This window comes from Thermobifida alba (genome assembly GCF_023208015.1).
GTDB lineage: Bacteria > Actinomycetota > Actinomycetes > Streptosporangiales > Streptosporangiaceae > Thermobifida > Thermobifida alba.
In genome coordinates this window covers 1127969-1154164 of the sequence record NZ_CP051627.1, presented here as the reverse complement: position 1 = coordinate 1154164, position 26196 = coordinate 1127969, and the positions used below count along the sequence as shown (strand labels likewise).

Sequence of the window (26196 nt, the reverse complement as noted above, 5' to 3'; positions counted from 1 at the left end):
CGGGGCGGGAGTTGGCCGACCTGCTCGTACACGGCGGCCACCTCACCTCCCCGGAATGGGTTACCGCGTTCACCGAGGTGCCCCGGCACGTGTTCATGCCCCGCGTGTACGTGCCCTGCCCGGAGGGCGGGTTCCGGGTCGTCGACGTGGACGGCACCGCCCCTCTGGCCTACCAGGACGAGGCGTGGGTGACCCAGCTCGACGGCGGCCATCCCGCCCCTGACGATAGTGGGGTTGTCCACGGGGCGCCGACGTCGTCGACATCCGCGCCCAGTCTGATGGCCGCCATGCTGGAAGCCCTGGACGTGGCCGACGGGATGCGGGTGCTGGAGGTTGGCACGGGCACCGGCTACAACGCCGCGCTGCTGTGCCACCGGCTCGGCGGCGACCGGGTCACCACTGTCGAGTTCGATCCCGAGCTGGCCGAGCAGGCGCGGCAGCGGCTCGGCCAGCTCGGCTGTCGGCCGACCGTGCACGTCGGGGACGGGGCCGTCGGCTACCCTCCGAACGCTCCGTATGACCGGGTGATCGTCACCTGCGCGCTGCCCCACGTACCGTGGTCCCTCGTCGAGCAGGCCCGGCCGGGCGGGGTGCTGGTCGTGCCGCTGTGGCGCGGCCACCTGCCGTGCGGGCTCATGCTGCGGCTCACCGTGGACGGTGACGGTCGCGCCCAAGGCAGTCTGCTGGACCAGTACGGCGGGTTCATGCCGACCCGCGGCGTGCCACCATCGCAGGCCACCCAGCTCCTGGCCCGGCACGGCACGGACGCCGGCGACGAGCGGGACACCGACCTGACCGGGCATCCCGTCTACGAGGGGGAACCCTGGGCGTGGTTCGCGGCGCTGACGGTACCCGACGCCGAGCCGGTGATGACCGTGCACACCGACGGCGCCACCCGCCACTGGCTGTTCACCCTCGACTCGTGGGGCTACCTCACCAGTGACCGGAGGGTGGTGCAGGGCGGGCGGCGGCGCCTGTGGGACGAGATCGAGGCGGCCCGCGACGAATGGCAGCAGCTCGGCTGCCCCGACAGGAACCGCTTCCAGGTGGCCGTGGACCGCGAAGGAGCACGACTCCTGTTCGGCGACAGGGAGTGGCTGGTCGTGTAGTCGACTCCCTTGAATGAGCGGTGGTCCCGCCGCCCGACTGCCGGGCGGCGGGACCACCTGGTTGACCGTTGCAGGCCACGGGTTTCCTCAGAAAAGCTGATGCCCCCGAGCCTTCTCCCCCGAATACTGACGGCTCGACGCCATTGAACTTTTGTTGGAAACGACGGTGTCCATCCCCCGAATCTTGGCCGCCTTCGGCGTACTCGCTGGCTGCGGAACTCCCGTTGAACCGTCAACGCCTGCAGAGGACGTCTCCGGCATGGACGCCATGGAGGGGTACGAGGCGTCGCCCGACGAACCGACCGTCCTCGGTCTTGACCAGACCCACACCTGGCCCGACGGCCTGGAGGTGAGCGTGTCGGAGTTCGAACGGTGGAATGAGGGCGACCTCGGCTACTCGGACAGCGAGGACTACGCGTCGTTCAAGGTCACGTTCACCAACGGTGGTGAAGCGCCCGTCACGATCGACCGGATCGTGCGCGGCTGCATCGTCGGCGGCGTCGAGGAGGACTACGAGGCGTTCGAGCACCTGGCGTCGGACTGGCCGTCGATGATCCAGCCGGGTTCCGAAGGGCTGTGGGAGCCCGCATGCCCCACGCCTCCGGAAGGGACGGAGTTCCAGTTCCACCTGGACCTCTACGCCACCCCGACGACGTCGACCCCACCCGCCCGACTGTCTACTTCGCGGGAGACATCCCCTGATGACCTGCAGGGCGACGCCCCGGGGAAGATGGAGCCGCACCAACCCCGGGCGTCTCAGTTCCCCCTGACGCGAGGAGGCCGCTACCCCGTTTCGCATCGATTGGGAACTCAGTACCCGTGCATGCGACCAGCTATCTGCCGGCCACTACAAAACCCCTGCCAGCGAGGGCGTTCGAGTCGCTGATACCTGTGCAGACTTGCGCAGACCCGTCCCCGCCGGATGCGCACGTCCACGCCAACCTGTACGGTCCTGCCGAATCGAGTTGTGGCCGGCGTGGAAAACCGGCCTGAAAGCCCCTGCGCCCCTGCGGCGCGGGGGCTCTCCTCTCTCAGGGCCGACCGACTGCCCGCGACGAGTCGTCCCCGCCCCGGCGATCGAGGACCCCGGCCACCCGTCGGACTCCATCGACACCCGGGGTGCGCGTGGCGGTCCTGTCCCTTTTGCGGAGCAGAACCCGGTCAGCGTCCGTCGGTGAGGTGGCGGCCGGCGAGGTAGCCGAAGACCATGGCGGGGCCGAGGGTGCCGCCCGCGCCGCCGTAGGTCATGCCGAAGGGGGACGCCATGACGTTGCCGGCGGCGTACAGGCCCTCGATGGGGCGGCCGTCGAGGTCGAGGACGCGGGCGTGCTCGTCGGTGCGGGGGCCGCCCTTGGTGCCCAGGCCGCCGCTGACGACCTTGATGGCGTAGTAGGGCGGGTCGTCGATGGGGCCCAGGGTGCCGCGGACGTCTCCCTTGTAGGCCGGATCGCCCCACCAGCGGTCGTGGGCGCTCTGCCCGCGGCCGAAGTCGGGGTCGACGCCGTTGGCGACGTGGTTGTTCCAGCGGCGCACGGTGGCCACCAGTTCCTCCGCGGGCAGGCCGATGTCCTCGGCCAGGGCCTCCAGGGTGGGGTGGCCCTTGAGCCAGGCGGGCGGCTCCTCGCCGGCGGGGTGGGGGCCGATGGTGCCGTAGGCGCGCAGGTAGCCCTGGTCGAAGATGAGCCAGGAGGGCAGGTTGGCGTAGTCGAAGGCGGTGACGTCCTCGACGTGGAAGGCGCCGCCGAAGGCGTTGTAGTTGGCGGCCTCGTTGGTGAAGCGCCGTCCCCTGCGGTTGACCATGATGGACCGCGGCCGGGTGCGGTCGGCGGTGATCATGGCGCGGTTCATGGGGTTGATGCCCTCGGGCAGGTCGGCGGCCGGGATCCACCAGGCCTCGCGCATGTTGCCGAGCATGGCGCCGGCCTTCATCGCCATGTACAGGCCGTCGCCGGTGTTGGTGGGGACCGAGACCGGGTGGGTCAGCGGGCCGCGCAGGAACGCCCGCTTGTACTCCTCGTTCCACTCGAACCCGCCGGTGGCCAGCACCACCCCGCGTCCGGCGCGTACCCGGCGGCTCCCCTCGGGGGTGTCGAAACGCACGCCGACGACCCGGCCGTCCTCCACCACCAGTTCGCGGGCGCGGTGCCGTGTCTGCGGCTGCACCCCGGCCTCCAGCAGGGCCTTGAGCAGCCGCCCCACCAGTGCCTGGCCGCGGCCGCGCTCGTCCCGGACCGCGCGGCGGGCCATCTCCTCCTCCGAGGGCACCACGGGCACGGCGGCGCCCAGCGAGGTCTCGCTCATCGTGAGGTGCTCGGTGGAGTAGTAGGGGGTGTGGGTGACCCGGTCCTGCCACTCGCCGAGTTCGGTGAAGGGGAAGAGGGGGCACTCGATGGTGCGTCCGCCCCCGGGCTTTCCGCCGGGGTGTTCGGGATGGTAGTCGGGGAAGTCCGGCACGGCGTAGAACTCGGTGCCGGCCTCGCGGTCCAGGAACTCCACCATCTCGGGCCCGGCCGCCACATAGGCGCGGACCAGCTTCTCCTCCAGCAGGCCCCGCGACAGCGACATGATGTAGGTGACGGCCTCCTCCGGGCTGTCGCTCACCCCGATGGCCGCCTGGTGCGGGTTGCACGGAATCCACACGTGCCCGCCCGACCAGGCCGTGGTGCCCCCCACCTCCGGGGCCTTCTCGAACAGGCCCACCCGCGCGCCGTTGCGGGCCGCGGTCACCGCCGCGGTCAGTCCCGCGGCCCCCGTCCCCAGCACGACGACGTCGAACTCATCGGTCATGACGGCTCCTCTCCCGGTAGCCCCCTCTTTCTAATATATCTTCCTATTGACGTTCAAGGGAAGGTTTGCGAACGTTCTGGGGAACCTACGAGGGGAGTCCGGCAAATGCTGTTTCACGAAGTGATGGCCCGTGCCCTCGCCGACCACGGCGTGGACACCGTCTTCGGGGTCCTCGGGGACGCCAACCTGTACATGATGGACAGCTTCCAGCGGGTGACCGGGGGGAGGTACTACTCCTTCTCCAACGAGGCGGGGGCCGTCCTGGCCGCCAACGGCTTCGCCCGCACCTCCGGACGGCTCGGCGTGGCCACGGTGACCCACGGACCGGCCCTGACCAACACCGTGACCGCCCTGGTGGAGAGCGTGCGCGACCGCACGCCGGTCCTGCTCGTCGCGGGCGACACCGCGGTGGTGGACCGGGAGAACTTCCAGAACATCGCACAGCGCGACGTCGTCCTCCCCACCGGCGCCGGATTCGAACAGGTCCGCTCCCCGCTGACCGCGGCCGAGGACGTGGCCACCGCGATCCGGCGGGCGCTGCTGGAGCGGCGGCCCGTCGTGCTCAACGTGCCGGTCGACTTCCAGTGGGAGGACGTCCCCTACCAGAAGGTCGCGCCCAAACTGGTCGAACCGCAGTCCGTGGTACCGGATCCGGACGCGCTGGACGCCGCCGTCGGAGTCGTCGCCGCCGCCCGCCGCCCGATCGTGCTGGCCGGACGCGGCGCGGCCACCCCCCGGGCCCGGGCGGCGCTGCTGCGCCTGGCCGAACGCATCGGCGCGCCGGTCGCCACGACGCTGCGCGGCAAGGACCTGTTCCGCGGCGAGCGGTGCAACCTCGACATCTTCGGCACCCTGTCCCACGACGTCGCCGTGGAGACGATCCTGAAGAGCGACTGCGTCATCGCCTTCGGGGCCGGTCTCAACAAGTGGACCACGGCCGAGGGGTCGCTGCTGGAGGACAAGCGGGTCGTCCACGTCGACCTGGACCGCGACAGCATCAACCGGTTCTCCCCCGTCGACGCCGGGGTCGTGGGGGACGCCGCGACCGTGGCGGACACGATCGTCGAGTGGCTGGACCGGGCGGGGGTCCCCGCCACCGGCTTCGCCTCCGCGGACCTCGCCGCGCGACTGGCCTCCCGCTCCCCCGCGGACTTCACCGACCGCAGCACGGACGAGACCGTGGACATCCGTACCGCCATGCTCCGCATCGACGAGGAGTTCCCCGCCGACCGGAACCTCGTCTTCGACGGCGGCCGGTTCATCTTCCACGCCTTCACCATGCTGCACTGCCCCGAACCGAGCGCCTACGTGCACACCGTCAACTTCGGCTCGATCGGCCTGGGCATGGGCAACGCGATCGGCGCCGCCCTGGGCGCCCCGGGACGCCCCACCCTGCTCGTCACCGGCGACGGCGGGTTCATGCTCGGCGGGCTGGCCGAGTTCAACACCGCGGTGCGCCACGGCATCGACCTCGTCGTCGTCCTGTTCAACGACAACGCCTACGGCGCCGAGCACATCCAGTTCCGCACCAAGGGCATGGACCCGGCCATCTCCATGTTCGACTGGCCCGACTTCGGCCCGGTCGCCACGGCGCTCGGCGGGCAGGGCTTCACCGTGCGCAACCCGGCCGAACTGGACGAGGCGCTCGCCGCGCTCAAGAACCGGGACCGGCCGGTGCTCATCGAGGTCAAGATCGACCCCGACAAGGTGTCCGACCCCGGCCACTGAGCCCGGGGGGCGGGCCGACTCACCGCCGTCGGCCCGCCCCCGTCCCCGGCAGGAAGGCCGCGACGACTCCGCCGGCCACCCCGCAGACGCAGGCGAGGACGAAGACCGCGGCGAAGGACCCGGTCGTGTCGGCCAGCCAGCCGCCGACGGGCGGGCCGACGACCTGCGCCAGGCCGAGGCCGGCCGTCACACCGCCGAAGGCCGCCGCCATCCGGGCGGGCGGGAGGAGGTCGCCGAGGTAGGCGACCATCACCGCGCCGACCGACGTCATCACCAGCCCGTAGAGGAGGTTCGCCGCCAGGACCGCCTCGCCCCACCCCAGCGGGACGACCAGGGCCAGCAGGCCTGCGGCGGCGATGCAGACCGCCAGGACCGGACGGCGGCCGATCCGGTCGGAGGCGCGGCCGCCCGCCGCGCCCCCGACGATGCTGGCCACACCGAGGAGAGCGAAGGCCAGCCCGGCGTCGTCCGGGGAGAAGCCCAGGTCGTCCCGGAGGGCCACGACGAGGTAGGTGGTGTAGAGGACGAAGCTGACCCCGTACAGGAAGTAGGAGGTCAGCAGTCTGCCCCCGCCGGGCAGCGCGGTCCGCCCGGCAAGGCGCGGGGACGGTTCCGCGGCCTCGGCGCGCACCGGCCTGAGGAACAGCAGGAGCAGCAGGACCACCACCGCCAGGGCTGTCTCCAGCGCCCACACCGGACGCCACTGCCCCGCGCCGAACACCCGCTGGAGGAGCGTCACGGCGGGTCCGGTCACCGCGATGCTGACCCCGATGCCCGCGGTGGCCAGGCCGAATCCGAGGCCCCGGTGGCGGGCGGGGACGTGGGCGCCGACGACCGAGGGAATCGGGATCCAGACCAGTGAGCTGCACAGGCCGGCCAGTCCCATGCCGACGAAGAGCACCGGTACGGAGGGGGCGGCCGCCACGACGGCCAGGCCCAGCGCGGTCAGCGCCAGCCCGGTCCTGAGCAGCCGGGTGCTCTCGAACCGGTGGCCGACCGAGGCCAGCACGACGACGCCGACGAGGTAGCCGCCCAGGTTGGTGGCGCTGAGCAGGCCGGCCGTGCCGTAGGAGCCGAGCAGGTCGCGGGTCATGTCCGGCATGACGTAGCCGAGGGTGAAGCGGACGAATCCCTGGGAGACCGCCGCGGCGCTCATGACCAGCAGGACCGGCCAGATCCAGGTCCGCAGCGGGGTGTCGGCGGCGGGCGTCCCGCCTGCCGGGCCGGTGGTCTTCGGCGGTTGGGCGGCCATCCGGATGTTCCTTCCGCAGTCCCGACGATAAACTTAACCCTATACGTAAAACGTGCCATGAGATAGATTCGCGGTGGGCTCAGACGATCCGGAAGGTGGTGCGATGAGCAAGTACGACGTGGTGGTGCTCGGCACCGGCGCCGCAGGCCTGACCGCCGCGCTGGCAGCGGCGAGCAACGGCGCCTCGGTGGGACTGTTCGAGAAGGCCGACCGGGTCGGCGGCACGACGGCGCTCTCCGGCGGCGTCGTCTGGCTCCCCAACAACCGCCACGCCGCCGAGGCCGGTGTCCACGACAGCCGGGAACAGGCGCTGACCTATCTGCACTCGCTGTCCAACGGCAGCATGCGCCCGGAGCTGGTCGAGGCGTTCGTCGACAACGTTGCCCCCACCCTGGACTGGCTGGAGAGCCAGACGCCGCTCCGCCTCGAACTGGTCCCCCGCTACCCCGACTACCACCCCGAGCACCCCGGCGGCCTGCCCGGAGGCGGCCGCTCCCTGGAGCCCGCGCTGTTCGACACCCGGCGGTTGGGCCCCTGGCGGGAACGGATGGTCGGCACCGTGCGGCGCCTGCGCCTCAGCGAGATCCCCAGCGGCGGCGGAACCGGGGTCATCGCCCCCGAGCTCCTGCGCCGGCGGACCGAGGCGTCCCAGGAGGGGCTGGGACGGGGCCTGGTCGCCGCTCTGCTCCGGGGCTGTCTGGACCGGGGGATCACCCCCCGTACCGGAATGCGGGCCGTCGACCTGCTGGTCGACCGCGGCCGCGTCACCGGCGTCCGGTTCGCGACGGACACGGGGCCGCACGAGGTCCGCGCCCGCCGGGGGGTCGTCATCGCCACCGGCGGCTTCGAGCACGACCGCGAACTGGTCCGGGACCTGGTCCACGGCCCCCTCTCCCACCCCCCGGGGGTACCGAGCAACACCGGGGACGGACTGCGCATGGCGATGCGCCTGGGAGCCCGGCTCGGCGGCGTCCACGAGGCCTGGTGGGTGCCCGTCGTCCTGGTTCCCGGCCCGGACGGCTCCCCCGCCCCCACCCTGCTGCTGCGCGAGCGGACCCTGCCCGGCACCCTCATGGTCAACGCGCGCGGCCGCCGGTTCGCCAACGAGGCCGCCAACTACAACGCCCTGGGCGCGGTGTTCCGCACCTTCGACAGCGCCTCGTTCTCCTACGCCAACGTCCCGGCCTGGCTGCTCCTCGACGACGCCTGCGTGCGCCGGTACGGCGTGTTCGGCACCGCCCCGGGCCACGGCGCCCCCGACTGGGTGACCAGCGCCGCCACCCTCGACGGCCTCGCCGAGCGGATCGGGGTCCCGGCCGACGCGCTCACCGCGACCGTGGCGCGCTTCAACGACCACGCCCGGAACGGGCACGACCCCGACTTCGGCCGCGGCGAGAGCGTGTACGACGGCTGGTGCGGGGACCAGGCGTACTACGGCACCCCGCAGGCCACCCTGGGCCCCCTCGGCACCGGGCCGTTCCACGCCGTGCCCGTGCACCCCAGCGCCCTGGGGACCAAGGGCGGCCCCCGCACCACCCCCGACGGCCAGGTCCTCAGCGTCGACGGCACACCGGTGGAGGGGCTCTACGCCGCGGGCAACGCGATGGCCGCCCCCACCGGCATGGCCTACGGAGGCGCCGGGGGCACGCTCGGGCCCGCCCTGGTCTTCGCCCACCTCGCCGGACGGCACGCGGCCACGCACCGGAGGACGGGCCGATGACGGAACCGACCGCGCACAGCCCGCTGTTCCAGCCGATCCGGGTGGGCCGCATGGACCTGCGCAACCGGATCATGCTGCCGCCGCACGGGCAGCTGACCGGCGACCTGTTCGGCAGCGAACGCCAGGCCCGCGCCACCATCGCCTACTGGCGGCGGCGCGCCGAGAGCGGGGCCGCCTGGATCTGCGGCCTGAACGGATTCGTCGGCAACACGGTGATCCCCGGGTTCGAACCGACCGGGCTGGGGGCCACCGTCCGCGGCGTCTTCCGGCTGCCGCACTTCCGCGAACGGGCCGCCCGCTACGCCGAGGCGGTGCGCTCGGCCGGCGCCTACGCCTCGGCCCAGCTGATCATGCAGGGCGGCATGCCGCACTCGCCGTCGGGCCGGCTGGCCAACCACACCAACAACCAGGTCCCGCACGTGCTGGACACCGCCGAGATCGCCCGGCTCGTCGAGGAGTACGCGTTCTCCGCCGCAGAGGCCAGGGCCGCCGGACTCGACGGGGTGGAGGTGCACGCCAACCACGAGGACCTGTTGCAGCTCTTCCTCTCCCCCGCCACCAACCGGCGCGACGACGCCTACGGCGGCGACCACGGGCGGCGGATGCGGCTGCTGCTGGACGTGCTGCACGCCATTCGCCGGGAGGTCGGGCCGGACTTCACCGTCGGGGTGCGGCTGAACATGGACGAACTGTTCGAGGGCGGCTACGACCTGGCCGAGGGGCTGGCCATCGCCTCCTCGCTGCAGGCCAGCGGCACCGTCGACTACCTGCACTGCGTGGTCGGCAACAACTGGGGCGCCCCCAGCTACATCCAGACCCACCACTACGGCGTCGCGCACTGGGTCGGGCCTGGCCCGCAGGTTCCGGGAGGCCCTGGACATCCCCGTGGTCTACACCGGACGGGTCGCGACGGCCGCCGCGGCGGCCCGCGTCGTCGCGGAGGGGCACGCCGACGTCGTCGGGATGGCACGGGCCATGTTCGCCGACGGCGACCTCGTCGCCAAGGCCCGCAGCGGACGCACCGCCGACATCCGGCCCTGCATCGGCACCAACGACTGCCTGCACCGGGTCGTCGTGGACGGCGTGCGGTTCGGCTGCTCGGTGAACCCGCGCACCGGACGCGAGGCCGAGCCGCCACCGCCCCGGGCCAGGGTCCCCAAGCGGGTCCTCGTCGCCGGGGCGGGGCCGGCCGGACTGGAGCTGTCCGCGCTGCTGGCCGAACGCGGCCACCGGGTGTGGCTGTGGGAGCGCGAGGAGGAGGTCGGCGGGCAGATGCGGATCGCCGCGCGGGCCGCCGAGAACTCCTCCTACACCGACTTCCTGGCCTTCCAGCAGCGGCGGCTGGCCTCCCTGGGTGTCGGGGTCGAGCTGGGCCGCGAGGCGACGGCCGAGGCCGTGGCCGGGGCCGGGTTCGACGTCGTGGCGGTGGCCACCGGCGCCCGGTCCCGGCGGCCCGACATCCCCGGCGTGGACCTGCCGTTCGTGGTGGACGGACGCGAGGTGCTGCTGGGCCGGGCCGAGACCGGCCGGCGGGTGCTCGTGGTCGCGATGGAGGACCACATGCAGCCGCTCACGGTCGCCGGACACCTGGCCGACCTCGGCCGGCAGGTCACCGTGCTCTACCCGACGCCCGCGATCGCCCCCCTGGTGGGCCGGTACTCCATCGGGGCGCCCCTGGCCAAGCTCAGCGCGGCGGGCGCCCGGATCGAGGTGACGGAGCGGGTGGCCCGCATCGAGCCGGACCGCGTGGTCTCGCGCAACGTCTACTCGGGGGTGGAGCGCGAGCACACCGGTTACGACTCGGTCGTGCTGGCCTGCGGCGGGGAGGCCGAGTCCGCCCTCTACACGGAACTGGAGGGACGGGTCGCCCAGCGGCACGTCCTGGGGGACGCCTACGCACCGCGGCGGATCTCCTACGCCACCAGGCAGGCCTACGAACTCGCGCTCCGGATCTGACCACCGCACGGGCGGGGCACGCCCCGCCCGCTGCCGTGCGGACCGACACGCCGGGTCGCCGTCCCCGGTCCTCCGCGGGGCGGCCCGGTTGCGGGGTTTACCCGGAGCACCGTGATGTTATATAACGTTGAACGTAAACTATTAAATATTGCGGCCGCTCGCGAGCGGCCCCGGCAGGACAGGGAGTCCCCGTGTTCGACCGCTACTACGACGAACTCGCCGTCGGCGACAAGCGCTCCTTCAGCGGCCTCACCATCACCGAGACCCACGTGGTGAACTTCGCCGGCGTCACCGGCGACCACTTCGGCCTGCACATGGACGCCGAGTACGCCAAGACCACACCGTTCAGGCAGCGCATCGCGCACGGCCTGCTGGTGCTGTCCTGCGGCGCCGGACTCATCCCGCTGCTGCCGGGCCGGGTCATCGCGTTCCTGGGCATGGAAGAGGTGAAGTTCCTCGCCCCCTGCTTCTTCGGGGACACCATCCACCCGGTCATGGAGGTGCTCGCCAAGAAGGACAAGGCCCCGGGGGGCGTGGTGACCCTCAAGGAGGACATCCTCAACCAGCGCGGCGAGACGGTGGTCTCGGCCCGCATCAACATCTGGGTCGGCTCCAGCCCCTCCGCCCGGGCCGCCTGACAGCCCCGGGAGGAACCCGTGGCAGCCTCCACCCCGGCCGACGGCCACAGGGACGAGCGGCGCGGCCTGCTCAGCATCGGCGAACTCGCCCGCCAGGCAGGCCTGTCCACCCGCACCATCCGCTACTACGAGGAACTCGGCATCCTCCCCCCGCCCGAGAGGACAGCGGGCGGGACACGCCGCTACTCCCGCGACTACTTCTTCTACCTGGAGGGGACCCGCATCCTGAAACAGCTCGGCTTCGACCTCGACGAGATCGCCGAGCTGGGCCGGTTCGCGCTGACCGGCGCCACGGCGTCGAGCCGCACGAAGGCGATCCTGCAGGAGAAGGTCGCCCAGCTCGACCACCGGATCCGGGTCCTCAAGCGGCTGTACGCGCTCGTCAGTGCGGCAGCTTCCGCCCGCCCCGGCCCCGACGCCTCCGGGCCGCAGCTGCTGCGCTGGATCAGCGAGAAGAGCAGCACGGAGACGGCGACGGAGGACGGAGCGGACGACCACCCACGACCACGCTGGAGCTGACGATGGAACGCACCCTCTTCGACCCCGTCCACAACGACTTCCGGGACTCCGTACGGGAGTTCGTCCGACGCAACGTCGTCTCCGAGTACGAACGCTGGGAGTCCGCGGGCCTGGTCGACCGTGAACTGTGGAAACAGGCCGGTGAGGCGGGGTTTCTCGGCACGGCCGTGCCCACCGGGTACGGCGGCGGCGGTGAGCCGGACTTCCGCTACAACGCGGTCCTCGTGGAGGAGTTCGCGCGCGCCGGCGCCCTCTCCCTCAGCTCCGGCTTCGGTCTGCACAACGACGTCGTCGCCCCCTACCTGCTGGAGCTGGCCACCGAGGAGCAGAAGCGGCGCTGGCTGCCCGGCTTCTGCTCCGGAGACCTCGTCACCGCGATCGCGATGACCGAGCCCGGCGCGGGCAGCGACCTCAAGGCGGTGCGCACCACCGCGGTCCGCGACGGCGACCACTACGTCCTCAACGGCTCCAAGACCTTCATCACCAACGGCATCCACGCCGATCTCGTGATCGTCGTGGCCAAGACCGACCCGTCGGCCGGGGCGCGCGGCATCAGCCTCCTGGTCGTGGAACGCGACATGCCCGGCTTCCGGCGCGGCCGCAACCTGGCCAAGGCGGGCATGCACTCCCAGGACACCGCGGAACTGGTCTTCGAGGACGTGCGGGTGCCCGCGGCGAACCTGCTCGGCGAGGAGAACCAGGGCTTCGGCTACCTGATGCGCAACCTGCCGCAGGAGCGGCTGTCCATCGCCGTCGTCGCCGTCGCCGCCGCACAGGCCGCCCTTGAGTGGACCGTGCGGTACTGCCGGGAGCGCAGGGCCTTCGGCCAGGAGATCGGCCGTTTCCAGAACAGCCGGTTCCGACTCGCCGAAATGGCGACGGAGATCGAGATCGCGCAGACCTACGTGGACCGGGCCGTCCTCGAACTCAACGCGGGGACCCTCAGCCCGGTCGACGCGGCCAAGGCCAAGTGGTGGACCACCGAGCTGATGAAGCGCACCGCAGACGACTGCCTGCAACTGCACGGAGGCTACGGCTACATGGACGAATACCCGATCTCCCGCTTCTGGCGCGACGCCCGGATCCACACGATCTTCGGCGGCACGACGGAGATCATGAAGGAGATCATCGGCCGCGACCTCGGTTTCTGACCGGGCCCCGGGACCATGACCGAGCGTGAGCCCGATCACAGATGGCTATCTCATCCCACGGGCAGCGATAGACTGGGAACGACTTAACGGGATTCGTTAAGTCGCAATGTTCCCTAGGAGTCCATCGATGTCCACACACACCTCTGCCAGGGAAAGGAGGACGTCCCCGCCCTCCTCCAGCGAACCGGAGTCCGGCTCCCGGTCGTCCTCCGGGAAGCCTTCGAGCGCCTCCTTCAAGGGGGACCTGCTCAGCATCGGCGAGCTGGCCAAACGGGCCAGGGTCTCCCCCCGCACCATCCGTTACTACGAGGAGCTGGGGATTCTCCCCACTCCCGAACGCACCGCCGGGGGCAGCCGCCGCTATCCACACGAGTACATCTTCTACGTCGAGGGGGCACTCCTCCTCAAGGAGATGGGCTTCTCGCTGGAGGAGATCCGGGATCTCGGCCAGTGGGCGCTCGACCGCACCAACGCGGCCTCCGAGCGCACCCAGGCCATCCTGGAGAGCAAGGTGGCCGTGCTGGAACACCGCATCCGCGTGCTCACCCGGCTGCACGACCTCGTCATCGAGGCCACCCGCAGCCGCGAGGAGGAAGACGAGATCACCCCGGAACTGCTCCGCATGCTCGGGGAGGAAGCCCAGTCCACCGACCTCGTCTCCACCGCCGGAAGCTCCGAGGGCTGAACAGCCCCACGCCACCGCGACAACCGGTACGGCGCTCCACCACCCGCCGTCCGGCCTCCGAGCAACGGCCGCGGCAGCCCCGTCGGCGGAGCTACCGCGGCCTGAAGCGCGCCCGGAAGACGGCGCACCGACGGTCCGGCGGCCCACCGCCCCGCCGCCCTCCGGCTCTCCTCAGCGGCCCCGCCCCGGGAACCGGGGCTGTCGCGGGGCCGGCCGCGACCACGCCGACGTCCTGCGCCCGGTGAAGGGGCAACCGGCGAGCGCCACACCCTTCCCGGTCGGGGCAGTGCCGGGTCGGCGCCCGCCCACAGCGGAGCGCAGGCCGAAGGCGCCGACGTCCGGCCACCGGCCCGCGCCGGCCACCGCGGCCAGGTCGATCACGGGGACACCGGTGAACAGGGCCGGGACGACGAGGAAGCCCCGCACCGGACGGGCATCCGGCGACGGGGCGGACCGGGCCGGTCCCCCCGAACCCCGGCCAGGCGATGGCCGTCGGCCGGCCGCAGCACTGCTGCGGGCTGCCCCGGAGCCCGGCACAGCTCCTCGCCGGAGGCCCCGTCGATTCCCCCGGCCCCGACCCGCGGCAGGCGGTCCGCGCCGCACGGACCTCGTCGAACCGGCGTGGTCCGCCCGTGGGGCGGTCCCGACGGGTCATGGGCGGCCAGAACCGGAGGGGAGGTCACGGGCGTCCCGGTCCGAGCGCGGTGTCCCCGCAACCGTCCCCCGCCCCGCGGCCCTGCCTCCGGAAACGGTGTCCCCGTTGCTTCCCGCGCAGCGCACGGAAACGGCGTGCCCGCATCCCCCTGTCCGCCCCCGCCGGCGCCTCGGCCGCGCGCTCCGCCCGGGACACCGCGTTCGGCGCCCCCGCCGAGCGCCGCCGCGGCGAACGCGGTCCGGGCGGCCGGCGCGCTCAGCCGCGCTCCGGGGCGCGGCGGCCCCTCCGGCTGCCCCGGTAGGCGCTCTCCCGGGCCCGGGTGAGCCAGCCGGGGGCCGGCGTCCACTCGGGGGGACGGTTGAGCACCGGATCGAAGGAGACCCGTCCGGCCTCGGACACCGGCAGCACGGTATGCAGGACCAGTGCCGCGACCGGACGCCACCTGCCGCTCCCCGGACCGGCCAGCAGTGCCAGCCGCCACGGCCGGTCGCGCACCCGCTGTTCCAGCAGGCCCAGGGAGGCGGGGGCGAGCGGCTCGCCGTGCGGCACGGCCAACAGCCACACCAGCCGTCTCCCGACCCGGTAGGGCAGCAGACTGCCGTACCGCGCCCTGCCCCAGCCGGTGGCGGGCAGCGGCAGGCAGCGGGTCGCCGTTCCGATCCCCGAGGAGGACAGCGCCAGGTCCCACGGCCCCCCGAGACCGCCGCCGGGCCCGACGTGCAGCCCCAGGCCCAGCACGTCGGGGCCGCCTCCGGGGACCCCCGCGCCCTTGGACAGCCGGGCGGTCACCGGTCTGCTCCCCTCCGCCACCGGCAGCAGGCTGCCGGGCACGGGGGTCAGCTCCCCGGCGAGCCACAGGCCGCGCGGATGGAACGCGCGGGCGTGCCGGAGGCGCGCCAGACCGTGGAAGCCCGCGTCCAGCAGTTGCTCGGGGACGCTTCCGGCCCCGTCCGCCCCGGGACGTGCCCCGGAGGTGAGGAGTGCTCGTCGTGCCACACCGGCCGACTGCCCGCCGCGGCGCCGCCCAACCGCCCCGCCCGCGGGCCGCGGCCACGGCGTGAGAGCATCGGCACCGTGACCGACTCCCCCGCTCCCCGCCTGGTCCTGTGGGACGTCGACCGCACCCTGCTCACCGTGGGCGCGGTCAGCCGCGAACTGTACGAGTACGCGTTCACCGCCGTCATCGGACGCCTCCCGGACACGGTGGCGGACATGGCCGGACGGACGGAACTCGCCATCATCACCGACACCCTGCGCCGCAACGGGGTGGCGCCGGAACCGGACCTGCTCTCCCGGTTCTCCACGGCACTGCGCCGAGCCGCCGAGGAGCTGCGTCCCCGGATGCGCGAGGCGGGCCGCGCCCTGCCCGGCGCGCACGCGGCCCTCGAAGCCCTGCACCGTCTGGGGGCGGTGCAGACGGTGGTGACCGGCAACATCCGGGAGCTCGCCGCCGCCAAGCTCACCGTGTTCGACCTGGCCACCCGCCTCGATCTGGCTCTCGGCGGCTACGGCGACCACAGCACCGACCGGGCGGATCTGGTGCGCTGGGCCGTCGACCGCGCCACCGAACGGTACGGCGCCGCGATCGAACCGTCGACCGTGGTGGTGGTCGGCGACACCCCGCACGACGTACGGGGCGCCCACGCCGCGGGGGTCCGCGCGGTGGGGGTGGCCACCGGCCGTAGCAGCCGCGCGGACCTCGCCGCGGCGGGCGCCGACGGCGTCCTCGACGACCTGGCGGACACGGCCGCGGTCGTCCGGATGCTCACCGAGGCCGTGCGGAGGGGGGCGGGCCGCCGCTGAGCCGGACGGCCGGCGTCGGCGGGGGCTGCCGCGCCCCCGCTGTTCCGCGGTGTCGCCGGAGGGTCGGCGCACCGTCCCGGGGTGCTCCCGGCGGGGCGCCGCGTCGCCGTGCCACCGTGTTCCCGCACGGTCGGCCGGCGGACGCCCGGCCTCCCCGTCGGACTGCCGGCCGTGGTGCCGTCGCCGCGTTCAGCGCAGCAGCGCGAAGACGGGCGCGCAGACCACCGCGCCCTGCAGCACGCCCACGACCGCCTGCGCGACGGTGTGGTGCTCCAGTTCCACCCGCGACCAGGCGACCAGGGCCACCAGGGGGAAGGCCGCGGCCATCGCCCACCCGTAGGTGAGGGTGAGCACGGCGGCCACCCCGGCGGCGACGGCGGTGTGCACCGACACCTTCCACCACCTGCTCACCACAGCGGTGCTGACCAGTCCCACCAGGATGGCGACGACCAGCGCCAGCACGACGCTCGGGGCCCCCAGGAGGGCGAGCACGGCGATCCCCGCCGCCACGCAGCCGATGGCGATGAGGAAAGGGACGGTCCGCTGGCGGCGGTCCCGGATGTGGTGGTCGTTCCAGTAACCGAGCCACACTCCGGCGAAGACTGCCGCGTACGGCACGACGGCGCAGAACAGGGCGGCGAACAGTCCCCACCCCGCCCCCGCCAGGCTGTGGGTGCCGCCCCAGCCCACCACGGGCAGCGCTCCCGTGACCAGGATGCCGGGGGAGAAGACCTCGCCGACGAGTGTGGCCGCGCGGCGCCGCAGGGTGCGGGACGGAGCGGGGGCGGTTCCGGTCACGGTCGGTCCTGTTCTCTGTCGGGACTCGGGAGGGTACTGGGCACCATACACGCGGCCCGGCCGCCCGGAGCCGCCCTCACCGCGGGGCCGTGGGACCGCCACCGCGGAGTGGTCGACGTGGGCGGGCGGCCCGCCCTCATCCCTGTTCCTCGGTCGGCACGGCCTGTCCCGCGGTCCCGCGGGGCGGTGCCGCGGACTCCTCCTGTGCGCGCGGTTCGAGTTCGCCGCTCACCGTGAGCACCGCCGTGGCCGCCAGCAGGCACAGCCCGCAGCCGATCCAGAAGATGGCCGCCGAGTACCCGGGAACCACGAGCGGCACGGCCACCCCGACGACCGCCCCCAGTTGGAAGATCGCGACGAACAGGCCGATACCGCCGGAGACCCCCGAACGCATGACCTGGCCGAGCAGGACCACGGCGATGCTCTGGAACCCGGCGGTGAAGACCGCGTAGAGGACCTGGGCCACCAGCAGCCCCGCATTCCCGGTGTCGACCGCCACGAGCAGGAACGACAGCGTGCCGACCAGGCAGACGGCGACGAGGGTGCGTACGCTGCCGAACTTCTCGGTGGCCGCGGCGAGCGGGACCAGGACGAGGATCTCCACCACCGCGGTGAGGGCGAACAGGCCGGGGATGACCGACTCGGCCATGCCCTTGTGCAGCGCGTACAGCGGCAGGTAGACCTGGCGCAGGTTGTCGGCGCCGCGGAGCAGGAAGATCGCCGCCACCGCCAGCGCGACCAGCCACCACGCCCGGCGGCCCGGCTCCGCCTCCCCGGCCTTCTCGCTCTTCCCGCTCCGCCGCGCGGCCGGCAGGACGGCGCTCAGCAGCAGGACGCACACGTAGAGGGCCAGCCCCGCGTGGATGGGGCGGAACAGCGGGCCGACGGTCTCCTCGGCGAGGAACATGGCCGAGGCCAGACCGAGTCCCGCGACGTAGCCGACGACGAACACCGTCCGCACCAGGCTCATGACGCGGGCCCCGGAGAGCGTCCCGTTGTCCAGGAGCGCCACGAACGACGGGTAGATCAGGCTGCCGAAGGCGCCGCAGACCGCCGCGACGTGGACCGCCCAGTCCGGGGTGGGCGCGGCCAGCAGCCCCATGCCGACCAGGCCCAGCGCCGCGCCGAGGGCACTGCCGGTCCGGTGCCGTCCGGTCTCTCGGCACCACCGGCCGACCACCAGGTTGACCGCCATCGAGACGGTCCCGAACAGCACGTAGAAGGCGACGATCACCGGTTTGTCGGCGCCGCGTTCGTTCAACAGCAGCGGTAGGACCACGGTGTAGAGACCGGCGAAGGCCGCTGCGATGAAGACGCCGAGGACGGGCCGTCCGAGGCCGGCTGTTCTCCCCAGGGTGCTCACTCGAATTCCCCCGTTCACGGCTGGGTCCCACAGGTCAAGGGGGCGGTCCGACCTGGAGCGGGTCTGCCCGGTCGGGCTCACGGTGTGCCGGAACGCACGACATCCCGCTTGGGAGCGCTCCCAAAGTTGGGAGCGTCCTCCCCCGGAGGCAGGGCGGACCCCCGGGGGTCCGCCTCCTCACCATGAGGGACCATCTCTACCACACTCGGAGAGGTAGGGCCACCGGTTTCGTCCTGGTCCCTCCCGCCTGCCGACGAGGATCAGGAAGGGACGCCGAGAGCGGCGAGCAGTGCGGCGAGAGTCGGTCCCAGGGAGGCGTCGAGCCGCACCAGGGCGTGGGGGTCGCCCCGGGTGGCGCCCCGGTTGACGATCGCGACGGGAACGGCCCGCTCCGCGGCGCGCCGGACGAACCGGTGACCGGAGGCCACCGTCAGCGAGGAGCCCAGCACCAGCAGCGCTCCGGCGTCCTCGGTCCACTCGAAGCAGTGCTGGACTCGGGGGCGCGGCACGTTCTCGCCGAAGAACACCACGTCGGGTTTGAGCACTCCCCCGCAGGAGCGGCAGTCCACGACGCGGAAGGAGTCGATCCACTCCTCGGCGAGGACCACGTCGCCGTCGGGGTTGACCTCCTCGGCGCGGGCGTCCCAGCCGGGATTGGCCTCGCGCAGCCTCCGCTCCAGCTCACGGCGCGCGGTGCGCTCCCCGCAGTCCAGGCAGCGGACCCGGTGCAGGCTGCCGTGCAGCTCCACCACCCGTCGGGCGCCGGCGGCCTGGTGCAGGCCGTCGACGTTCTGGGTGATGATTCCGGAGACCAGGCCGCGCGCCTGGAGGGCGGCGACCGCCCGGTGCCCGGTGTTGGGCAGGGCCCGGTCGATGTGCCGCCAGCCCAGGTGGCCGCGCGCCCAGTAGCGTCGACGGGCCGCGGCACTGCCGACGAAGGTCTGGTAGGTCATCGGCCGGGTCCGCCGCCTGCGTCCGGTCTCTCCCCGGTAGTCGGGGATACCGGACTCGGTGGACAGGCCCGCACCACTCAACACCACCACGTCGCCGTCGGCGACCAGGTCGACGAGCAGGCGGAACTCCGGACCGGTGAGCAGGGCACGGGGGCCGGGCACCTCGGAACGCGTGCTGGATCGCGTGTCCCTGCCGCCGTCGGTTCCCTCCCGCATCTGCCCAGGGTATGGCACGCCCCGGGGAAGGCGTCGGGGCGGGACGGCATGCTGTGCGTCACGTCCCCGGCCTCGGAAGAACACGTCGTGGCGACCGGCCGCACCAATGGTCCGGACGGCTCTTCTCCGCCGCAGGCGAACCGGATCCGCCGGGCTTTCTTCTTGCACCGCAGAATCCGGTTCCGCCCTTTTCCGGGATTTCCCGGATCCGCGGCCGGGCGGCACGGCGGCCCGGCTGTGCCGCCCGGCCGGTTCGTCCCGCGGGAGATTTCCGTCCCCGAATGCCCGTCCTGGCCTGCCGCCGTGACCAGGGTCTCTGTTCCGGGGCTCTCGTGGGATTTCCGGAACCGGCAATTGAGGGCATAATATGAAGTCGTTCCGTGAATCCACCGTTTCCGTATGGCGCCTTCTCCACCTGACCGGCGCGGAGCACTTCTGGGCTCGCCTTCCCACAGGCCGGGAGCACCGTCCGGATTGACGGACCCCTCGCCGTCCCGAAGACCATGCCAAGGGAACAATGACGTTTTCTGCTCCGAGTCCCGTCGCGGACCGTTCCTCCGTGGCCCGTGCCCCCGGTGTCCCGGCAACTCCACCGCCCGGTGCTCCCGTCCGCACCCCCGTTCCCGCTTCCGAGGAGGCACGATGAGGGAGCGCTTCCCCGCGACACGTCCGCGGCCGGTCACGGAACTCTTCGGCGCGTCCCGGCGGCCCGCCACCCGCCTCCTCCCGGCCAGGGCCGACTTCTTCGGTTCCGCCCAGGAGCCCGATCCGCGGCGGGCCACCACCCCCGCCGCTTTTGTCTCGGCCATGCGCCACTACCGGGCCTGGGTCGGCTCCCCCTCCTATCTGGAAATGGAGTACAACTGCGGCGGGGTGTGCTCGGCCTCCCGCTTCCGCCTCACCCTCAACAGCGACCGCCTTCCCCGGCTGACCGTGCTGAACGCCTTCGTCGTCGCCTGCGGCGGGGGCGAGGCCGACTACCAGCGCTGGGCCGCGGCCTGGCGCCGTGTCCGCACCGCCTCGGGGAACGGCACCCCTTCCTGAGTACTGAGTACCAGCCCCACGGCCTCCGGTGGCGCACGCCGCCGTAGGCCGCCCGCTGGCCACTCCCCGGGTACGGAGCCGCGGAGAACCGGAGGGCAGACGGTCCCGGACAGACCTTCCGCGCCGTGCCGGTGGAGCCGCCCGTCCGGTGCCGCGTTGCCGGTTCTCGGGTCTTCGTCACGTCGCCGCCGCGGGTGCGGGCTGGCAGTGCCGGCAGGGGCGGTAGCCCGCCGTCTCGGCCTGGACGACGGTGCGGAAGCCCTTCCGGTGGGACGGGGCGATGCGTCGGGCGTGGTGGCAGGTCGGATAGCACACGATTCCGGTGGTGTCGCTGGCCACGTAGAAGATGCCCCGACGCGCGAGGCTGTGCGCCTCGTCGAGGTTGGTGTCCTCGGCGTGGAGCAGGTGCCGTTTGAGTTCGGTCCCGAAGATGTACTCACCCACCGAGCCGTCGGAGCGGACCACCCGGTGGCAGGGGATCAGCAGGGGCACCGGGTTGGTGGCCAGCGCGGTGCCGACCGCCCGCACCGCGCGGGGACGGTTGATCCTGCGGGCGATCCAGGAGTAGGGGCGCACCTCGCCGCGCGGGATGGCCTGGGTGGCGCGCAGCACCTCGGCCTGGAAGTCGGTCAGTTCGCGCAGGTCGAACTCGATACCGCTGGTCCGTCCGGTGCGCAGCGCCGATGCCAGTCCGGCGGGCGGGCGGGCGGCGCGCAGCAGCGGCCGCCCGAAACGCCTGCGGAACTCCTCGCGCACGTCGTCCGAGGCAGGCCGGACATAGGCGATGCCGCGGTCGGTGTAGGCGACGAACAGCTCGCCGATGGGGCCGTCAACGGTGACCCAGCGGGCGGCGATCCTGTCGATCAGGTCGTCCGGAGCGTCGGTGACCAGTTTCGCGAGCTGCTCCAGCAGCGGTCCGTCACTCATCGGACACCTCCCTGGGTGAGTTCGCGGAGCTTCTTGAGCCCGCGGGAGACGTGGGATTTGGCGGTCCCCTCGGGGACCCCGAGGATCGCGGCGACCTCGCTGATGGACAGGTCCGCGACGTACCGCAGCACGACCGCCTCCCGCTGCGCGTCGGACAGCTGCTCCAGCAGCGCGGCGAGTCTTTCGCCGGTCTCGTTCCGTTCCGCCGCACCGGCCACGTCCTGACCGGGGTCGGCGACGTCGACCCCCTCGGTCAGCGGTGCGGGCGGCGGCCTGCGCGCGGCCGTGCGCGCCCGGTTGCGCCACAGGTTCCACAGGATGGTCATCAGCCAGGCCCGGGGGCGCACCTGGGCACGGCGTTCGGGGGTGTAGTCGCCGGCGGCCCGGTACGCCCGCACGAACGTCTCGGCCGTCAGGTCCTCGGCGTCGGCCCAGCGTGCGCACAGTCTCAGCGCGGCCGAGAACACCGGCCCGCGGTGCTGGTCGTACAGGTCGACGAACCAGCGGTCGACGTCGTCGGAGGTCTCCGCGATAACTCTCACACCCCTGTAACCCCGCACTCCCCCGATCGGTTGCACCGGCCGGCGGTCAGTTCCGGGCCGCATGCTCCCCCAGGAAGGCCAGGACCAGGTCGGCGACCTCGACGGGATGCGTGACGGCCATGCCGTGGCCGGCGTCGAGTTCGCGGACGTGCACGTCGGGCCGTGCGGCGGCCAGCGCGCCGAGGTCGCGGCGCAGGGCGGCACGGTGGGCCAGCATGAGGTCACGCAGTTCCTCGGGCATCCGCGGCACCTCCCAGGCGGCGAGGACGACCAGGAGCGGCGCGGTCACCGCGGCGAAGACCGGCAGGCAGTCGCGGAACTCGGCGCACTCCCGCAGGGCGGCGGTGGTCTCCGGCCCCGGCCGCAGGAACCACCGGCCGTCGCGTTCCTCCAGGCCCCGCCGCACGGCCGCCAGCCACTCCTCCTCGCTGATCCCCGTGTCGGCGGCGAAGGCGCGCTGCTGGTCGAGCAGTCCCGCGACCTGTGCGGCATCCATCGGCCGGGCCATCACCTCGGCCTGCGCGGTGAAGACCGCCCGCAGCCGCTCCAGGTCGCGGTGCACCCGCTCCTCGGGCAGTCCGGCGTAGTGGGCCGGGTCGGTCTCGGCCGCCCGGTGGCCGTCGAGGCTCACCGCCGCCGGGCAGTCGGGTGGGCGGCGCGCCCAGGCCCCGGCGAGCATCCCGCCCAGGGAGTGTCCGACGAGCGCGGGAGACCCCAGTCCGCAGTGGTCGACGACGGCCTCGACATCGTCGAGGGCCCGCTCCCACTCCCAGGGGGCGTCGTCGGAGCGGCCGTGTCCGCGCAGGTCCATGGCCACGACCCGGTGCGCGGTGGCGAGCCGGGCGGCGACCCGGCCCCAGTGCAGGAGGTTGCCGCCCGCCCCGTGCAGCAGGAGCACGGGCGGTCCGTCTCCTCCGTGGTCGCGCACCGCGACACGCGTCCCGTCCCGTGTCCGCACCGTGGTCTCCTGCTGTTCAACGCGCATCGCGAACCGCCGTCCTGCCGTGCTGCCGACCGTCGGTGGAAAAGGCGGATCCGCGCAGTCGGTCGCGCACCGACGCCGAGGTGACACCGCCGTCGGGATGCCGGGCCAGCTTGCCGCGGCGGACCAGGTCGTGGACTCCCTGCCGGGTGATACCGAGCATCGCCCCCGCCACCGAGTAGGACACGTGGTCTCTGGCCGTGTGCCCGACACGGCGGGCGACCACCCTGCCCAGCGGGGTCCGCCACCAGTCCTCCGGCGGGTCGAACGGTGCGTCCCCCGGATACAGCGCGGCCAGCACCCGGACGGCCGTCCGGGTGGCGACCGCGTCGTCGGGGCCGAGGAGCTGCGCCGCCCACATCTCGGCGTCGATGTGGAGGCGGTCGCGTAGGAAGGCGATCCGCTCCTCGTCCCCCAGCAGGAGGAGCAGCGGGTCGAGCAGCCGGCTGCGGACCAGCCGCCGCAGGTCGGCAACGAGTTGGACGTGCTCGGAGGTCGACGCGCCGGACATCGTGGCACCACCCCTTCCAGTACTTGACAGACAATAGCAAGTACTTGACAAGAGGTGTCAAGGAAAATCGGTGGGTCGCGGTACCGTCTCCCCCGGGCCGCACAGCGGCTCGGCGGACCCGCCGAGGACCGCCTGTCCGGCCCCGGTGCCGCCGGGGGACCCCCGGTGACACGGCCGGACGGACGCACGGCGCACCGGGCCAGCGGTACCGGTGGGGTGGATCGGGCACTCGGGGGAGGAAGCGCACGGCGCCCCACAGCCGCCCCGCCGCGGCGTTCCGCGGCGACCCCGCGCGTGACCCCAAGTTCGTTCGGGGGTGCCGGCTGGTGCCCGCAACACCGGACCACACCGAATCCTGGAGCCCCCGTGTCTGCGCGTCGGTCGACCGAGCACTCCCCCGTTCCCTCCCCCGTCGTCCCGGACTGTCCTGGTGGCAGGGGCCGCGGCCGTCCTCAGCACCGTCGCCGCTCCTGCTGCTGTGGGGCACCGGCCCTCCGCGGGCGCGTCCACGACCCGCCCCGACCACCTCACCGGGGCCGTGGTCACCGCCGCAGACGTCGCCTTCGCCTCCACCGTTCCCCTGGGCGCCGGGTCCGCCGTCGCGGTGGCGCGGTCCCCGCTGTGGCGGGGGTCCCTGCGAACCACGCAGGCCAACGGCACGTGGTACCGGCCACGACCGCCGCTCTCGACGCCGACACCGCGACCCGTGTCGTGCTCGCGTCGCTGCACGTGGCGCCGGCCCCGGCGGGGTGGCCGAGCCCGGCTGCGGTGCGCCGCGCACGCCGCCCCGGCCGCTCCCCCTTCCGGCCCCGCCCGGACCGTCTCGTGGGACCGGCCGGGGCGCCGCGCCGAGGCCGCGCGTCCCGTTTCCGCTGCGGCGGCCTCCAGCGGTTCCGGCGGCACGGAGGTCTTCCGGACGCCGTCTTCCCCGCGCCCCGAGGTCCTCTCACGAGAACCGCAACCGAACCCGCGCCTGCGGGGTTCAATCCCATGACAGGTCTTCCCGCATCCAGGAGAATCCCGTGGATCTGTGTTCGTCGGACCGTGCCGCCGTGGCCACCGAAGCCTTCGGCGCCGGCGCGGCCTCGTCCGTTTCCCGCTCGGCGCCGCTGTTCGCGTGGTGGCGCCCCCGTGCCGCCCCGCCCGGAGCCGTCCGCCCCGCCCGGAGCCGTCCGCCCCGCCCGGATCGCGGGACTCTGCGGGCGACAGCGGCCCCGGCCGCAGCGCGCACGGCGGGTCCGTGTCCTCGCCCCCGTCGCCGACACCCGCCGTGCCCCGGGGCGCCGATGTTCCGTCAGCGTCGGTGTTCCCCCCTCCCCGGTTCCCGACCGGCCGGGCAACCGCAACGGAGGTCGGACACCGTGAGCGCCTCCTCCGCCCCACGCGCACCGGGACCGTCCACCGGATGGGCCGTGGCGCGTCCGCACCCCGTGCTGCGTCCGCTGGTCGCGCGGTACGTCGGCTACACCCGACACGCGGTCCCGCTGACCGTGCACCGCGGCCTGCCCTCCCGGCACGTCACACTGGTCATCGTGGTGGACGCGCCGGTCCGGATGCTCGGCGGCCCCACACCGGACGGGGGTCCGATGACGGTGCGCACGGGCGCCTCCGGGCTGCACCTCGGTCCGGCGCTGATCCGTCAGGACTCCCACCAGCGTGGCCTGTCGCTGCTGCATCCGCTGGGAGTGCGCGCACTGCTGGGGGTGTCCGCCGCGGAACTGGCCCGGACCACCGTCGAAGCCGCCGATCTGCCCGTCCCGTGGGGCGGACGCCTCGCCGACCGGCTGGCCGAGGCGGCCACCTGGACGGAGGCGTTCGCCGTGCTGGACGAGGAGTTGGCCGCGGCGGTGCGGCCCGCGCGGTCCGCACCCGAGATCCACCGGGCGTGGCGGGCGCTGCTGGCTTCCGGCGGCACCCGACCGGTCGCCGCCATCGCCGCGGAGGTCGGCTGGAGCAGACGCCACCTGACGGAGCGGTTCGCCCGGGAGGTCGGCGTCCCACCGAAGCAGGCGGCGCGTCTGATGCGGTTCGAACGGTCCGTCGCCGCGATCCGCGCGGGCGGCCACCACGCCCTCGCCACGGTCGCGGCCGACTGCGGCTACGACGACCAGGCGCACCTGACCAACGAGTGGCGGACACTGGTCGGCTGCTCCCCCACCGTCTGGATCCGGGAGGAGCTCCCCTTTCTCCAAGACCCGTTCGCCGAGGTCGGCCACGATCCAGGACATGAGTGAGAACACGAACCGGCCCGGAGTGTGGCCCTGCCTGAGGTACCAGGACCCGGAGGCGGCACGCCGCTTCCTGGCCGGGGTCCTCGGCTTCGTGGAGACCGCGACCTTCCGCGACGCCGACGGACGCATCGAACACGCCGAACTGAGCTGGCCGGAGGGCGGAGGGGTGATGTACGGCCCCCTGACGGGGGAGTCGGCGGCCCTGTCGACAGTCGAGACCTACGTGTGCACCGCCGACCCCGACGCGGTGCACCGTCGCGCGGTCGCCGCCGGAGCGCGGATCGTCCGGGAGCTCATGGACACCGACTACGGGTCGCGTGATGTCAGCATCGTCGACCCCGAGGGGAACGTGTGGGCTTTCGGCACCTACCGAGGCGCTTGACTCCCCGTCCCCCACCCACCTGGCACCGGACGGGGGACGGGGAGACGGCCGGGTATGCGGGGCGGCGGGCCGCCACGGCACCGCCGCAGGGGCGGGCCTCCGGGCGGCTGACCGGGACGGTCGCCCCGCTGGGAGGGCCGGCCCGGACCGACGTCCCGGAGACTGTTCCGCCGCGTCCCGGCGGGAGTACTGTGGCGGATCGGTGACCGTCCACCGTGTCCGGCGGCCGCGGTGCAAGCCGTCC

Annotated in this window: 23 protein-coding genes and 1 pseudogene; 14 read left to right on the top strand and 10 right to left on the bottom strand. The window is 73.2% G+C overall.

The genetic code is table 11. The features are described 5' to 3' along the window. Window positions 1–11 precede the first annotated feature (11 nt). Together tgmC and FOF52_RS05245 are read left to right on the top strand one after the other, a co-directional pair. Window positions 12–1109 (top strand): ATP-grasp peptide maturase system methyltransferase, encoded by a 1098-nt coding sequence (gene tgmC / locus FOF52_RS05250; RefSeq protein ID WP_248592698.1) that lies wholly within the window; start codon window positions 12–14, stop codon window positions 1107–1109. Window positions 1110–1368: 259 nt separating this feature from the next. Continuing rightward, complete coding sequence (locus FOF52_RS05245) at window positions 1369–1995, top strand: hypothetical protein (RefSeq protein WP_248592697.1); 627 nt, start codon at window positions 1369–1371, stop codon at window positions 1993–1995. A 275-nt stretch (window positions 1996–2270) separates the two neighbouring features. On the opposite strand, the gene FOF52_RS05240 is transcribed toward FOF52_RS05245, so the two are convergent. Then, a complete protein-coding gene (locus tag FOF52_RS05240) occupies window positions 2271–3896 on the bottom strand; it encodes an FAD-dependent oxidoreductase (RefSeq protein WP_248592696.1) in 1626 nt (541 codons plus the stop codon). A 105-nt stretch (window positions 3897–4001) separates the two neighbouring features. Between FOF52_RS05240 and FOF52_RS05235 the strand changes: the two genes are divergently transcribed. After that, window positions 4002–5624 (top strand): thiamine pyrophosphate-binding protein, encoded by a 1623-nt coding sequence (locus FOF52_RS05235; protein WP_248592695.1) that lies wholly within the window; start codon window positions 4002–4004, stop codon window positions 5622–5624. A 19-nt stretch (window positions 5625–5643) separates the two neighbouring features. On the opposite strand, the gene FOF52_RS05230 is transcribed toward FOF52_RS05235, so the two are convergent. Continuing rightward, window positions 5644–6876: an MFS transporter gene (locus FOF52_RS05230; RefSeq protein WP_248592694.1), complete on the bottom strand. Its 1233-nt coding sequence runs from the start codon at window positions 6874–6876 to the stop codon at window positions 5644–5646. 103 nt (window positions 6877–6979) lie between these two features. Between FOF52_RS05230 and FOF52_RS05225 the strand changes: the two genes are divergently transcribed. The 7 genes and pseudogenes from FOF52_RS05225 (at window position 6980) to FOF52_RS05195 (ending at window position 13545) form a co-directional block, all read left to right on the top strand. Further along, a complete protein-coding gene (locus FOF52_RS05225) occupies window positions 6980–8596 on the top strand; it encodes an FAD-dependent oxidoreductase (protein ID WP_248592693.1) in 1617 nt (538 codons plus the stop codon). Then, window positions 8593–9261: pseudogene (locus tag FOF52_RS05220) on the top strand (oxidoreductase); the annotation flags it as partial. The gene FOF52_RS05225 and the pseudogene FOF52_RS05220, both read left to right, overlap by 4 nt. Window positions 9262–9481: 220 nt before the next feature. After that, window positions 9482–10552 carry an FAD-dependent oxidoreductase gene (locus tag FOF52_RS05215; protein ID WP_282573867.1) on the top strand — a complete coding sequence of 357 codons (1071 nt, stop codon included), beginning with the start codon at window positions 9482–9484 and terminating at the stop codon, window positions 10550–10552. A 191-nt stretch (window positions 10553–10743) separates the two neighbouring features. Further along, window positions 10744–11190, top strand: coding sequence for a MaoC/PaaZ C-terminal domain-containing protein (locus FOF52_RS05210; RefSeq protein WP_248592692.1), 447 nt, complete (start codon window positions 10744–10746; stop codon window positions 11188–11190). 18 nt (window positions 11191–11208) lie between these two features. Beyond that, window positions 11209–11709 (top strand): MerR family DNA-binding transcriptional regulator, encoded by a 501-nt coding sequence (locus FOF52_RS05205; protein WP_248592691.1) that lies wholly within the window; start codon window positions 11209–11211, stop codon window positions 11707–11709. A gap of 2 nt (window positions 11710–11711) precedes the next feature. Continuing rightward, window positions 11712–12860, top strand: coding sequence for an acyl-CoA dehydrogenase family protein (locus FOF52_RS05200; RefSeq protein WP_248592690.1), 1149 nt, complete (start codon window positions 11712–11714; stop codon window positions 12858–12860). 127 nt (window positions 12861–12987) lie between these two features. Further along, window positions 12988–13545 (top strand): MerR family DNA-binding transcriptional regulator, encoded by a 558-nt coding sequence (locus FOF52_RS05195; RefSeq protein ID WP_248592689.1) that lies wholly within the window; start codon window positions 12988–12990, stop codon window positions 13543–13545. 910 nt (window positions 13546–14455) lie between these two features. On the opposite strand, the gene FOF52_RS05190 is transcribed toward FOF52_RS05195, so the two are convergent. Next, the gene (locus FOF52_RS05190) at window positions 14456–15196 is read right to left on the bottom strand and encodes a hypothetical protein (protein WP_248592688.1); all 741 of its coding nucleotides are present in this window, start codon (window positions 15194–15196) and stop codon (window positions 14456–14458) included. A gap of 78 nt (window positions 15197–15274) precedes the next feature. On the opposite strand from FOF52_RS05190, the gene FOF52_RS05185 reads away from it, so the two are divergent. Further along, window positions 15275–16003 (top strand): HAD family hydrolase, encoded by a 729-nt coding sequence (locus tag FOF52_RS05185; protein WP_248592687.1) that lies wholly within the window; start codon window positions 15275–15277, stop codon window positions 16001–16003. Between the two features lie 189 nt (window positions 16004–16192). Here the strand turns inward: FOF52_RS05185 and FOF52_RS05180 are convergent, their stop codons facing one another. From FOF52_RS05180 to FOF52_RS05170, 3 genes are all read right to left on the bottom strand, one after another. After that, window positions 16193–16801: a phosphatase PAP2 family protein gene (locus tag FOF52_RS05180; RefSeq protein WP_248592686.1), complete on the bottom strand. Its 609-nt coding sequence runs from the start codon at window positions 16799–16801 to the stop codon at window positions 16193–16195. Between the two features lie 136 nt (window positions 16802–16937). After that, the gene (locus FOF52_RS05175) at window positions 16938–18164 is read right to left on the bottom strand and encodes an MFS transporter (protein ID WP_248592685.1); all 1227 of its coding nucleotides are present in this window, start codon (window positions 18162–18164) and stop codon (window positions 16938–16940) included. A gap of 260 nt (window positions 18165–18424) precedes the next feature. Continuing rightward, window positions 18425–19333, bottom strand: a complete 909-nt coding sequence (locus FOF52_RS05170) for an NAD-dependent protein deacetylase (RefSeq protein ID WP_248592684.1) — start codon at window positions 19331–19333, stop codon at window positions 18425–18427. A 642-nt stretch (window positions 19334–19975) separates the two neighbouring features. Here FOF52_RS05170 and FOF52_RS05165 point away from each other — a divergent pair. Next, window positions 19976–20377, top strand: coding sequence for a hypothetical protein (locus FOF52_RS05165; protein WP_248592683.1), 402 nt, complete (start codon window positions 19976–19978; stop codon window positions 20375–20377). Window positions 20378–20554: 177 nt separating this feature from the next. On the opposite strand, the gene FOF52_RS05160 is transcribed toward FOF52_RS05165, so the two are convergent. Genes FOF52_RS05160 through FOF52_RS05145 form a run of 4 tightly spaced genes read right to left on the bottom strand, consistent with a single transcriptional unit; the run spans window position 20555 to window position 23339 of the window. Continuing rightward, complete coding sequence (locus FOF52_RS05160; RefSeq protein ID WP_248592682.1) at window positions 20555–21304, bottom strand: methylated-DNA--[protein]-cysteine S-methyltransferase; 750 nt, start codon at window positions 21302–21304, stop codon at window positions 20555–20557. Further along, complete coding sequence (locus tag FOF52_RS05155; protein ID WP_248592681.1) at window positions 21301–21846, bottom strand: RNA polymerase sigma factor; 546 nt, start codon at window positions 21844–21846, stop codon at window positions 21301–21303. The genes FOF52_RS05160 and FOF52_RS05155 overlap by 4 nt, the downstream gene beginning before the upstream one ends. Window positions 21847–21892: 46 nt before the next feature. Next, a complete protein-coding gene (locus FOF52_RS05150) occupies window positions 21893–22831 on the bottom strand; it encodes an alpha/beta fold hydrolase (RefSeq protein ID WP_248592680.1) in 939 nt (312 codons plus the stop codon). Beyond that, window positions 22821–23339 (bottom strand): hypothetical protein, encoded by a 519-nt coding sequence (locus FOF52_RS05145; protein WP_248592679.1) that lies wholly within the window; start codon window positions 23337–23339, stop codon window positions 22821–22823. The genes FOF52_RS05150 and FOF52_RS05145 overlap by 11 nt, the downstream gene beginning before the upstream one ends. A 1412-nt stretch (window positions 23340–24751) precedes the next feature. Between FOF52_RS05145 and FOF52_RS05140 the strand changes: the two genes are divergently transcribed. Further along, on the top strand, window positions 24752–25573 hold the full coding sequence (locus tag FOF52_RS05140) for a helix-turn-helix domain-containing protein (RefSeq protein WP_248592678.1): 822 nt from the start codon (window positions 24752–24754) through the stop codon (window positions 25571–25573). Continuing rightward, window positions 25566–25952 carry a VOC family protein gene (locus tag FOF52_RS05135; RefSeq protein WP_248592677.1) on the top strand — a complete coding sequence of 129 codons (387 nt, stop codon included), beginning with the start codon at window positions 25566–25568 and terminating at the stop codon, window positions 25950–25952. Before FOF52_RS05140 ends, FOF52_RS05135 begins: the two co-directional genes overlap by 8 nt. Window positions 25953–26196 lie beyond the last annotated feature (244 nt).

Coding starts and splice junctions, on each gene's coding strand:
- FOF52_RS05245 (WP_248592697.1), top strand. CDS start 1,369: ATGGACGCCATGGAGGGGTACGAGGCGTCGCCCGACGAACCGACCGTC.
- FOF52_RS05240 (WP_248592696.1), bottom strand. CDS start 3,896: ATGACCGATGAGTTCGACGTCGTCGTGCTGGGGACGGGGGCCGCGGGA.
- FOF52_RS05235 (WP_248592695.1), top strand. CDS start 4,002: ATGCTGTTTCACGAAGTGATGGCCCGTGCCCTCGCCGACCACGGCGTG.
- FOF52_RS05230 (WP_248592694.1), bottom strand. CDS start 6,876: ATGGCCGCCCAACCGCCGAAGACCACCGGCCCGGCAGGCGGGACGCCC.
- FOF52_RS05225 (WP_248592693.1), top strand. CDS start 6,980: ATGAGCAAGTACGACGTGGTGGTGCTCGGCACCGGCGCCGCAGGCCTG.
- FOF52_RS05200 (WP_248592690.1), top strand. CDS start 11,712: ATGGAACGCACCCTCTTCGACCCCGTCCACAACGACTTCCGGGACTCC.
- FOF52_RS05195 (WP_248592689.1), top strand. CDS start 12,988: ATGTCCACACACACCTCTGCCAGGGAAAGGAGGACGTCCCCGCCCTCC.
- FOF52_RS05170 (WP_248592684.1), bottom strand. CDS start 19,333: ATGCGGGAGGGAACCGACGGCGGCAGGGACACGCGATCCAGCACGCGT.
- FOF52_RS05165 (WP_248592683.1), top strand. CDS start 19,976: ATGAGGGAGCGCTTCCCCGCGACACGTCCGCGGCCGGTCACGGAACTC.
- FOF52_RS05160 (WP_248592682.1), bottom strand. CDS start 21,304: ATGAGTGACGGACCGCTGCTGGAGCAGCTCGCGAAACTGGTCACCGAC.
- FOF52_RS05150 (WP_248592680.1), bottom strand. CDS start 22,831: ATGCGCGTTGAACAGCAGGAGACCACGGTGCGGACACGGGACGGGACG.
- FOF52_RS05145 (WP_248592679.1), bottom strand. CDS start 23,339: ATGTCCGGCGCGTCGACCTCCGAGCACGTCCAACTCGTTGCCGACCTG.
- FOF52_RS05135 (WP_248592677.1), top strand. CDS start 25,566: ATGAGTGAGAACACGAACCGGCCCGGAGTGTGGCCCTGCCTGAGGTAC.